Source organism: Cupriavidus sp. 2KB_3, assembly GCF_052115685.1.
Lineage (GTDB): Bacteria > Pseudomonadota > Gammaproteobacteria > Burkholderiales > Burkholderiaceae > Cupriavidus > Cupriavidus campinensis.
In genome coordinates this window covers 315179-325273 of the sequence record NZ_JBFRHD010000003.1, presented here as the reverse complement: position 1 = coordinate 325273, position 10095 = coordinate 315179, and the positions used below count along the sequence as shown (strand labels likewise).

At 60.8% G+C, this 10095-nt stretch carries 12 protein-coding genes; 4 read left to right on the top strand and 8 right to left on the bottom strand.

Translation table 11 applies throughout. The features are described 5' to 3' along the window. Positions 1-285 precede the first annotated feature (285 nt). Positions 286-1260: an alpha/beta fold hydrolase gene (locus AB4120_RS04695; RefSeq protein ID WP_211944291.1), complete on the bottom strand. Its 975-nt coding sequence runs from the start codon at positions 1258-1260 to the stop codon at positions 286-288. Positions 1261-1344: 84 nt separating this feature from the next. Here AB4120_RS04695 and AB4120_RS04690 point away from each other — a divergent pair, with 84 nt between their 5' ends. Continuing rightward, positions 1345-1788, top strand: coding sequence for an RrF2 family transcriptional regulator (locus AB4120_RS04690; protein WP_144203670.1), 444 nt, complete (start codon positions 1345-1347; stop codon positions 1786-1788). 296 nt (positions 1789-2084) lie between these two features. Here the strand turns inward: AB4120_RS04690 and AB4120_RS04685 are convergent, their stop codons facing one another. Beyond that, on the bottom strand, positions 2085-2978 hold the full coding sequence (locus AB4120_RS04685; protein WP_144203668.1) for an AraC family transcriptional regulator: 894 nt from the start codon (positions 2976-2978) through the stop codon (positions 2085-2087). 142 nt (positions 2979-3120) lie between these two features. Here AB4120_RS04685 and AB4120_RS04680 point away from each other — a divergent pair, with 142 nt between their 5' ends. Then, positions 3121-3876: an SDR family NAD(P)-dependent oxidoreductase gene (locus AB4120_RS04680; RefSeq protein ID WP_149138968.1), complete on the top strand. Its 756-nt coding sequence runs from the start codon at positions 3121-3123 to the stop codon at positions 3874-3876. Positions 3877-4150: 274 nt separating this feature from the next. On the opposite strand, the gene AB4120_RS04675 is transcribed toward AB4120_RS04680, so the two are convergent. Beyond that, the gene (locus tag AB4120_RS04675; protein WP_441641893.1) at positions 4151-4543 is read right to left on the bottom strand and encodes a carboxymuconolactone decarboxylase family protein; all 393 of its coding nucleotides are present in this window, start codon (positions 4541-4543) and stop codon (positions 4151-4153) included. A gap of 150 nt (positions 4544-4693) precedes the next feature. On the opposite strand from AB4120_RS04675, the gene AB4120_RS04670 reads away from it, so the two are divergent. Then, positions 4694-5584 carry a LysR family transcriptional regulator gene (locus AB4120_RS04670; protein WP_149138969.1) on the top strand — a complete coding sequence of 297 codons (891 nt, stop codon included), beginning with the start codon at positions 4694-4696 and terminating at the stop codon, positions 5582-5584. Between the two features lie 52 nt (positions 5585-5636). After that, on the top strand, positions 5637-5978 hold the full coding sequence (locus AB4120_RS04665; RefSeq protein ID WP_149138970.1) for a DHCW motif cupin fold protein: 342 nt from the start codon (positions 5637-5639) through the stop codon (positions 5976-5978). A gap of 257 nt (positions 5979-6235) precedes the next feature. On the opposite strand, the gene AB4120_RS04660 is transcribed toward AB4120_RS04665, so the two are convergent. The 5 genes from AB4120_RS04660 to AB4120_RS04640 all read right to left on the bottom strand — a co-directional run bounded on the left by AB4120_RS04660 (position 6236) and on the right by AB4120_RS04640 (position 10066). After that, entirely contained in the window at positions 6236-6754 is a 519-nt protein-coding gene (locus AB4120_RS04660; RefSeq protein WP_149138971.1) for an EF-hand domain-containing protein, read from the bottom strand. 398 nt (positions 6755-7152) lie between these two features. Continuing rightward, a complete protein-coding gene (locus tag AB4120_RS04655) occupies positions 7153-8097 on the bottom strand; it encodes a LysR substrate-binding domain-containing protein (protein ID WP_441641892.1) in 945 nt (314 codons plus the stop codon). A gap of 41 nt (positions 8098-8138) precedes the next feature. After that, positions 8139-8858: an SDR family oxidoreductase gene (locus AB4120_RS04650; protein ID WP_441641891.1), complete on the bottom strand. Its 720-nt coding sequence runs from the start codon at positions 8856-8858 to the stop codon at positions 8139-8141. Between the two features lie 33 nt (positions 8859-8891). Then, positions 8892-9479, bottom strand: coding sequence for an ester cyclase (locus tag AB4120_RS04645; protein WP_149138974.1), 588 nt, complete (start codon positions 9477-9479; stop codon positions 8892-8894). Positions 9480-9682: 203 nt separating this feature from the next. Further along, positions 9683-10066, bottom strand: coding sequence for a VOC family protein (locus tag AB4120_RS04640; protein ID WP_149138975.1), 384 nt, complete (start codon positions 10064-10066; stop codon positions 9683-9685). Positions 10067-10095: the final 29 nt, after the last annotated feature.

The following is a 10095-nucleotide window of genomic DNA, read 5'->3' as shown; positions in this document are numbered from 1 at the left end:
CTATTCCGTGCTTCCGGCTCAGTGTCCCAGTCCCAACTCCCCCGGACAAATATTCCTGAACCACCTGGCGCTTGAACGCCTCGTTGTACTTCGCCATGAAAAACACCCCAAAGGTTGAACGGGTGTCCAACTTTTGGGGTGCAGTTCATTGAGGGCCCGCTTTTTTTTGGTTCATCGCCTGTCTGCGGGGACTGAGGCTGGCAGAACGATCCGTTGCAGTCCCTTGCTTGCGCCCCGGGCAATGTCCGGTGACGAGCCAGGAAGGGGCGGCGAGGATCGATGGCGTCAAAGCCCCCGGAGAAATTCGACTAACGCTGCGTTGACGACGCCCGGTGCTTCTTGGGGCAACCAGTGTCCTGCCGTCGAAACCACATCAGACTTACGCAGATTTGGCACGATTTTGGGCATGGCGTCGATAATTTCACGCATGCCGGGCATAGCGAGCCCCGTATCTCTTTCGCCGACAAGGTAAAGGGCAGGCACTTCGATTCGAAGCCCCTCAAACGCGGCTTGCATTTCCCAATTTCTGTCGAGGTTCCGATAGTAGTTCAGTCCCCCTCGAAAGCCAGAGACATCGAAGGCGCGCACGAACGCTTCCAGATCGGCGGAACCAAGCCAATCCGGCAACGACGGGAAATCACCGAGGGCGTCGAGGTATTGCTTGTCCCGAGGCACCAATCCGAACGGGTTCGGAGTGCTAGCGTCGCGATCGCCGACATCGCCCGAGGCCGAAAAATAGATCTTGCGCAGGGTCGCAGCAACGTCAAGCTCAAGCTCGCTTTCGGCGAGTCCAGGCTTGGAGAAGTAATGGGTGTAAAACCACGCCTGGTCGTTCTGCGGAAAAAGGTGACTTGGCGCAAGTGGTGCGCGGCCCATCATCGGAACGCCGAGCGCCACCACACCCCGAAATCGATCAGGCCGAAGCATTGCCGCCTGCCACGCAATAGTTGCACCCCAATCGTTTCCGACGATGACTCCTTCGCTTTCGCCGAGTACGCCAACGAGCGCAACAAGATCGCCGACAACGTCGAGCGTCGTGTATTGCCCGATACCTTCGGGGCAGTCGCTCAACCCATATCCGCGCAAGTCTGGCGCGACAGCGTGAAAACCGGCCTGCGCCAGTGCTGCGAGTTGATGCCGCCAAGCATGCGATGTCTCTGGAAACCCATGGCAAAGCAGCACCAAGGGCCCCTTGCCTTGCTCTGCGACATGCAATCGGATGCCATTGGCTTCAATAAAGCTGTGACGGTAGGCGCTCATGTTGGCTCGGTAATATGGTCGTTTACAGCACTGATCGCGTTAGCGTAACATCAAACATTACGGAACATCAACAGCTCTGATTTCATGCGACTCGACACCCGACTGGCTCGACTCCTGCACGTTCTGGTGCACATGCATCTACGCGGTGGTTCAACCACGTCCGAGAACATTGCACTGATGCTGCACACCAACCCGGTTGTGGTTCGAAGAACGATGGCGTCGCTGCGCGACGCAGGCTACGTCCAATCCGCGGGCGGACGAGGGGGCGGGTGGGAGCTTGCGCGAGACCTGGAGGACTTCACGGTAAAGGATGTCTACGTGGCGATTGCGCACACGGCGCTTTTCGCACTCGGCCCCGCTGATGACAATCCGGCATGCCCGGTAGAGGCTGCCGTGAATCGCCACATCAATGAGGGACTGAGTTCTGCAGAGACGACGATGCTTCGGATTTTTGGAAAGAAGAGCCTGGCCGAAATCGCCCGAGATGTCACTTCGTCGACATCAGGAAAATCCAGTGGCCAGGTCTAAGGCCGCGTGAATTGAAATCAGCGGCGCACTGGCAGCTCGTTGAATGCTGCAATGTTAAGCGGCCGCTTTGGGCTGAGTGCCGGCCCTTGATCTGTTGAGTGTAGAGACCGCTCCTGGCCGGACTGTGACTTAGGTTTGTCGCTTTCCCTGCGGGTTAGTCTTGCATTGCCGCCACGGGCAGCCCTCGGCCATGAGCAGTCATTCGACGATCCTCAATGTATCGTCGACGATCCCGGTATCAAAGAGAAAGGATTGGAAGATACTACGGCCGGCTAGTCTTACGGATCGCGTGGACCTTATGCCGCATCCTTGATATTGCCGCGCGCCGCCCGCGTATCCCGCGCCGGCGACTGGCCGAACATGCGTCCGTATTCGCGCGTGAACTGCGGCACGCTTTCATAGCCGACGGCGAAGGCCGCGCGGCTGGCAGTTGCGCTCTCTGACAACATCAGGCGCCGCGCCTCGATGAGGCGAAGGTACTTCTGGAATTGCAGCGGTGTCAGCGATGTCACTGAACGGAAATGCTGATGAAAGGAGCCCTGGCTCATGCCTGCCACCGCTGCGAGCCGCTCCACAGTCAGCGGCTTGTCGAATTCGGCGCGAATCACGGCGACGGCGCGTGCCACGCGTTGCGCGTGACTATTTACCTTGCCCAACTTTCGGATTGCCGTGCCGTGGCGCCCCATCAGCAACCAGTAATGCAGTTCGCGCACGAGTTGTGCCTGTAATACCGGGACAGCCGCTGGACGATCGAGCAAACGCATCAACCGCAAGGCAGCGTCTGTCACTTCCGTATCGGTGCGATCGACGCGGACGGGCGTCTCATCGATATCGCCGGCAGCGCCAATCTCCTGGCACAGCCCGGCGATCAGCAGGATATCGAGTTCCATGACCAGCGACAGATACGGTGCGGCGATGCTTGCCCGGGTGATCTGGCTGACGGTCGGCACATCAGCCGAAATCACCAGCGAATCCCCGGCGGTGAAATCAAAATTCTGTGCATCTATCGTCACGCGTTTGCTGCCCTGCTGTACGAGGCAGATCAATGGCCGCGAGATCGAATAGAGCAGCGCGCTCGCCGACGTGGCCTGGATGATGGTCAGTCCGGGAACAGGCGTCAGGGCCGTGCCCGCTGCATCGGAATGGGCGTCGGCATAGCGTCGGACGGCGGAGAGTAGTGTGGATTCCATGGCGACAAGCCTACACCTGTGGCGGCAGTGGTGCGACTAATTTGCAGGATCAGGCAAGAATTTCCGAGTTTCCGACAACCCCTCGAGGCGGTGGAATTCGATACTGGCTTCCAGTCATCCACACCCCAGACAGGAGCCAGACATGACCCGAATCACCGTTGTTACCGGCGCAAGCCGTGGGCTTGGCCGCAATACCGCACTGAGCATCGCCCGCCAGGGCGGCGACGTCATCATCACCTATCAAAGCCGGGCGCAGGATGCCCAAGCCGTCGTGGCGGAAATCGAGGCCATGGGACGCAAGGCGATGGCGTTCCAGCTCGACTCCGGGGCTGTCGTCACCTTTGCGCCCTTCGCCGAACAACTGCGGAAGGCGTTACAACAACATTGGGGCCGCAACTCGTTCGACCATCTGGTCAACAACGCCGGCCACGGCGACTACGCACTGATCGCGGATACTACCGAGGCGCAATTCGATCGGCTGGTGGATGTGCATTTCAAAGGCGTCTACTTCCTGACGCAAGCGCTGCTGCCTCTGATTGCCGATGGCGGCCGCATCGTCAATCTATCGTCGGGCCTGACACGCGTCAGCTATCCCGGCTACGCCGCTTATGCAGCGGCTAAGGGCGCCATCGAGGTGCTGTCGGTCTACCTGGCCAAGGAGTTGGGCCAGCGCGGCATCGCGGTCAACACGGTGGCACCGGGAGCAATCGAGACCGACTTCGGCGGCGGTGCGGTGCGAGACAATCCCGAGCTGAACCAGTCCTTCGCAGCGATGACCGCTCTGGGCCGCGTCGGCGTGCCCGACGATATTGGCCCCATGATTGCGAGTCTGCTCTCCGCCGACAACCGGTGGATCAACGCGCAACGCATCGAGGTATCGGGCGGCCAGCGCATCTGAGCCTTGCTCCGTTGCGCCAACCTTGCGCGGACGCGAGTCCTCGGCGAGCTCGTGAAGAGCACCGGGCCGCTTGTACTCATTGACGATGCCAGTAGCCTGCCATAGGACATAAACGGAAGATACTTCCGCGGTGTCTGCTTCTGGGAAAAAGTAGAGCCGTTGTGGGTCGGCTCCTGCCGACCGACACCACCAGAGCGGATTGCTGGGTCGGTCAGGCGCTTGCCGGCCATTCTGAGACGGTCAGTGTGCAGAATTCCGCGTCGGGCCCGCGGTCTCAATCCAGTGGTAGCGGTATCCCATTCTCTGCGAATACCTCGCGTACGACGGACAAGCCGTTCAGTGCCGACGGAAATCCCGCGTATACCGCCATCTGCATCACAACTTCCACCACCTCTCGCGGTTTGCAGCCGACGTGCAATGCAGCCTGTACATGCACGCGAAGCTGCGGTAACGCACTGCCGAGTGCGCATAGCGCTGCGACAGCTGCAAGTTCCCGCTCGCGCAAGCCGAGCCCGTTCCGCGCGTAGATGTCGCCGAACGGAAACTCAACCACATAGCGCGCAAAGTCCGGAAACGATTGTGCCAGCGTGTCGACGACATTCTGACCGGCAACTCCATCGACTGCCGCCAGCATCCCCAGGCCACGCTCGTAACGTTCTGCGCTCATAGGTCACCCCCTTGACAATTGCGCCGGTAAGCAGCGGCCCGGACAGCATGATGAGTCAGGTTCATTGATCTTCTCCATAAGAGTGGGTGCCGTAAATGTAGGACGCGCATTGCGGAAGCGGAATAACCAAGTTTATGATACCTTTTTGGTATGTCTGATCGTCTCCATTCCCGATCCCTTTTGCTTTTCCTTGCCGTGGCGGACGCGCTAAGCTTCCGGCAGGCGGCCGAGACGCTGCATCTTTCCCAGCCCCCGCTGAGCCGGGCAATTCGAGAACTCGAAGAGCGGTTGGGAACGCGGTTGTTTGACCGCAATACAAAGGGCGTGACGCTTACTCTCGCTGGAGAGAAGCTGCTCCCTTACGCACGCAGCATTGCTAAATTGCTTCGCGAGGCCGAGGCAGCGCTCACGATCAAGGGTCTGCCGGCCAACCTCCGGCTTGGTCTGACAAGCGCCGTGGAACCGGCCTGGTTCCAAGGGCTGGCCCAACGGGTGCAGGCGAGTCATCCCGGAACCGTCGTCTCGACCTTCTCCGATACATCGCCCCGGCTCGTACGTCAGCTTCGCGCTGGAAAGCTGGATGCAGCGTTCATCGCGCTGCCTACAGACACGCACGAGCTGGAGGTCAAGGAGCTCGACCGACTGCCGATGGTCGTTGCGATACCGTCACGCCATCTTCTGGCCAAGCGCAGAAGAATTGGACTCGCGGACCTGGCTCGTGAGCAAGTCTTCTGGTTCGAGCGTGCGCGACAGCCCGCGTTCTTCGATCACTGCCAAGCAGTTTTCTCCCGCCATGGTTTCGCCCCGTCCAAATTGAGGGAGCCATCGGACCATCACGTTCTACTTGCTGATGTGGCGAATGGAAAGGGTATCGCCCTGCTGCCGAAGTCGTTCACCGCATTACGACGCGCTGGCGTCGTCTACAGGTCGTTGGTCGAGGGCGAGGAACTATCGGTTTGCATCGGCCTTGCTTCGCCCGCCGATCGCCCAGGCATACGTGAAACGCTGGCAGCGGCGGCAATTGTGAACCGACACGCCTAGCGGCCGCATCGACTACGATAGCGTGAGCCAAGACTAGACAAGGGATGACAGCATGAAAATGGATGCATTTGCATTTGGGACGACCAACTGGGCGGAAGTCGAGAAGACAGAGCACCAGGGGGAAACCGGCATGGCTTATTGGCGCACTCGATTCTTCGGTGAAGAGCCAAATCAGATTCGGGTGCGGATGGTGGAATACACCCCTGGCTACCTCGCGGACCATTGGTGCCAGAAGGGACATGTCCTCTTCTGCATGGAAGGTGAGTTGGAGACAACGCTCGAAGACGGACGGAAGTATGTTTTGACGGCGGGCATGAGCTATCAGGTAGGCGACAACGCAGAGCCACATCAGTCTTTTACCAAGACAGGTGCCAAGCTTTTCATTGTTGATTGAGCCACAGCTGGTTTCTAGTGGCATGCGGAAAAGCCGCCGTGAACGGCCCCTTGGGCCCTTGCGGCGGTGAATCGGCCGCCGCCGACGTCCACTACTCTCCAGTGCTCGCGCACGCGATAGCTGAACGGTCAGCCATCCGCGCCGGGCGCGGATGGGATTCTTCGGCGTATCCAAGGTCAATACGTGTTGGTCGCTATCTTGGCTTTACCACCAGCTGTGCAAGTCTTGATTGGCGTCGACCCCGTTGGATTCCGTTGCTACGGCAAAAGCGCGAGGAGATCGGACGAGTTAGGCTGATTGGGAGGCACGACGTTGCTCGGTGAAAACCACGGAGCGCTTGCTGCTTGAAATATGCCGGTACGCAGCCCGCTGAAACGTGCCATCAGCTCGCCCTTGTTGCTGGCCGCGTCCGTCATGTTGAAGTATTCATCGAGGGGCATGCTGTCCTTGAATTCCGAGGCAGACACCAGACCGTCTTTATCGACGTCCATGGCCTCATGGATTTTCGACAGCTCCTCCTCACTCTTGCCGGCCAATTGCTTGCCAAGCTCGCTGAGGGACACCACGTCATCGTGATTAAGATCGGTGGCCTTGAGCTTATCCTCTTTGAACGCATCGACCATGTCCACCAACTTCAGGGGAACGCCGCGTGCCTTGAAGCGCGCCATGGCACCAGCATTTGCGCTCGCCGTTTCGGCGGTCTGCGTGTGCCTGAGTGACGACCATTCTTGCGCGCTGCGGATCGAATCAAGTCCACCGAGTCTGAGTTGGCTCATCAATATCTCCTGAAGAAAATAGGTGAAGCCGGGGTATTCCGGCGCTGACGATTCTAGGCAACGCAAGGGTCCGCAATTCACAAAACAAGCGGTGTTTACCAAGTCACTTTTGATCTGCCGAGGCATCCTTCATAAGAAGTGCACGACGTTGGCGGTTATCAAGGGAAACATGGCAGCATTCACCTGCATCTGAGTTGGCGCAACTGGCTGATCAACCTTGAACGACCAGCTCTCCGGTCTGCGAAAAAGGAAACTATCTCGCCATTCGCGGACTCGCGGGAAACGGTCGTCCATGCACTTCTGGTCAAGGCAGCGGCCACGGATCTGCGTCGCTTGGCTTGGATGGGACTGGCCGGTACCGAGACTCTGTCGCGAGCACGCCAAGGGCCGCCACTGCCTCACTCCATCCCCGAACCAAAGCCGTCCAGATGGGCCGCATACTGACTCGCGCTTTCGGCGAAGCGCTCCGCGAGGAAATCGAGCAGCGCGCGGACGCGGGGGGCCATGAACTGGCGTCGCTGGAATAGCGCGTGCACGGGCAGGTCATGGCAGCGCCATTCTGGCAGTACAAGTCGCAGGCGGCCGGACTGCAGATCTGCGCCGATGTCCCAGATCGATTTCATTACGATTCCGTGACCTTCGAGCGCCCATTCGCGTGCGATTGCACCGTCGTTGGTTTCGCGCGATGGCGAAGTGGGGGCGGTGAACGTTGCGCTCTCGCCGTGGCGTTCGAAGCGCCAATCGTTGGCGACGCCGGCTGATGACGACAGCAGCACGAAGCGGTGCTTTGCCAGCGCATCGAAATCGGCAGGGGTGCCGTGTGCGTCGAGATACGCGGGCGACGCGCACAGCGCGCGACGGTTGGGCGCGAGCCGCCTGGCGACCATCGTGCTTTCTGCCGGCACGCCGAAGCGGATCGCCAGATCGATATCGTCCTGCAGCAGATGCGACAGCGAATCGGACAGCACGAGCGCGATGCTCACGCCCGGATGCTGTGCATTGAAAGCGTCTAGCCAATGCCGCAGCACGTTGCGGCCGAAGTCTGAAGTGGCGGACACGCGCAACTTTCCGCTGACGATCTGGCGTCCCGCCTGCATGGCGGCATGCGCATCGTCCAGTGTCTGCAGTGCGTGCTGGCAGTGCACCAGGTAGGTGTGCCCTTCGTCCGTCAGGCGCAGGCTGCGCGTGGTGCGTTCGAACAACTGCACACCCAGCGCGCTTTCCAGCCGCACCAGACGCGCGCTCGCTGCCGCCGGCGACAGGTCGAGCTTGCGCCCTGCGGCGGACAGGCTGCCAAGCGCGGCGGCTTCAACAAACAACCGCAGGTCACCGAGGTTATCCACGCGCTGCTGCTCCTTATGGTTAGCGTAAGTCTTATCGATTGCTAGGCGATCGCGCCGCCGCCGTCGACCAGTACCGTCGATCCCGTTGCATAGCGCGTCGATGCAAGATACAGCACGGCGCGCGCGACGTCTTCCGCCTGGCCGACGCGTCGCGCCGGCAGGCGTGCCGCAGCGGCCTCGAACATCTTGTCGCGCGCCTCGGCGTCAAGCTTGGACCACAACGGTGTTGCGATCAGTCCTGGCGAAACCGTATTGACGCGCACCGGCGACAGTTCCAGCGCCAGCCCGCGCCCCAGCGCCTCCAGTGCAGCGTTGATCGCGCCTTGCAGCACGGACGACTTGCTCGGCCGCACGCTCAGAAAGCCCGAAACCAGGGTGAGCGATCCGCCTTCGCGAATGCTTGCAGCGCGCGCCACGCGATAGGCGCCCCAGAACTTGCTGTTCATCGCGGCATAGGCGTCGTCGAGGGCCAAGCCGCGCACCGGACCGGTTGCCGTCTCGCCTGCCGTCACGACGACGTGATCATACGCGGGAGCATCGGCAAAAAATGCCGCGACAGCTTCGTCGTTGGTGAAGTCCAGCGTCGCCGTCTTCACATCGCCGCCAATCTGCTGCGCGATCGATGCAAGCTTTGCTGCGTTGCGCGACGCGATCGTGGTCGCCGCGCCCGCGTCGACAAACCTCTGCGCGACCGCCGCGCCGATCCCTGAACTGCCTCCGACGACGAGCACTGTCTGCCCTTCGAATGTCTGCGTGGACATGCTGTTTCTCCTTGAGGTATGCGTAACGGCGACCTACCTGGCGACGACGCCAAGTTGCTGCAGAAACGTCAGATTGTCTTCCAGATGCCAGTTGTCCGCGATCTTGCCGTCGCGGATACGATAGATGTCGGTTGCGACGAAATCAACCGGCTGGCCCTGGCCGCGAAGACCATTGAATGTGCCGCTGAAATGACCCGTAAAGTGCAGATGCGTGACGACGCGATCGCCGGCGACGATCATCTGCTCGATCGATACCTTGACGTCTGGCACGGCCGCATGGAACACCTTCGACGCCGCCAGCGCACCGGCGATGCCTTGCGGGCGGCCGGGCGGCAAGGTGCGATCCGTGAAGTCATCGGCCAGCGCCTCCCGAGCCAGCGCTTCGTCGCCGGTGCTCCAGAAGGTGCCGTAGGTGCGTGCCGCGCGAATCTGCGCGTCGATCTGCGGCTTAGGCAATGCGTGATCAACGATCAGCGTGTGCGGCACGATGAGGCGGTCGTCGGCATGAGCGGCCGCGACGGCCGATGCGGGCAACGCGAATCCGAGCAAGGCAATGGCAAGAGCGGCCGAACCGGCGGCAGCGGCGCGGATATGCGAAGCGAAAGGAACAGTGCGGGACATGAGAATCTTTCAATAGATGGCCAGCGGCAGATTGGCAAGCGCGAGGGCCGCGGGCGGGAAGATGGTTTGCCTGGGCATCGAGCCTTCAGTCCGGTCCGCAGTAGCTTGCGTGCGGCCGGTGTCATGCATTCTCGGTGCGCCAGACGGATTTGATAATGGGTCTGGCAGTTGATTGATTTTCAAAAACAGCCGAAGAATCGCGCTTAGCGCTGCGCCGCCGACATGACGAACTCGGCACTCACGGCTGGCGTGAGCGCCACGAAGATCTGGCGTTCGCCCGTCAATGGAACTTCGGCGGTCTGAAAGGGCATCGATGCCGCGCGCAGGCGGTCGATCAGCGCCTGCCATGCCTGCGGATCGTCGACGCGAAACGCGCAGTGATCGATGCGCGGTGTCGGCCTGGCATGCAGTGCAGGAGAGCTGGAGCGGACGAGGTGAAGCACCGCGCGGCCATCGAGATACAGCCAGTACCCGTCCACGCGAAAAGGCGGCGGCCGTGGGCCCACGCGCAGCCCGGCGATATCGACGAAGAACCGTCGCAGCGCCTCGAGGTCATCGGCAACGAGCGTAACGTGATCGAGATGCATGGGGCACTCCAACGAATCCGTGCTGCCGT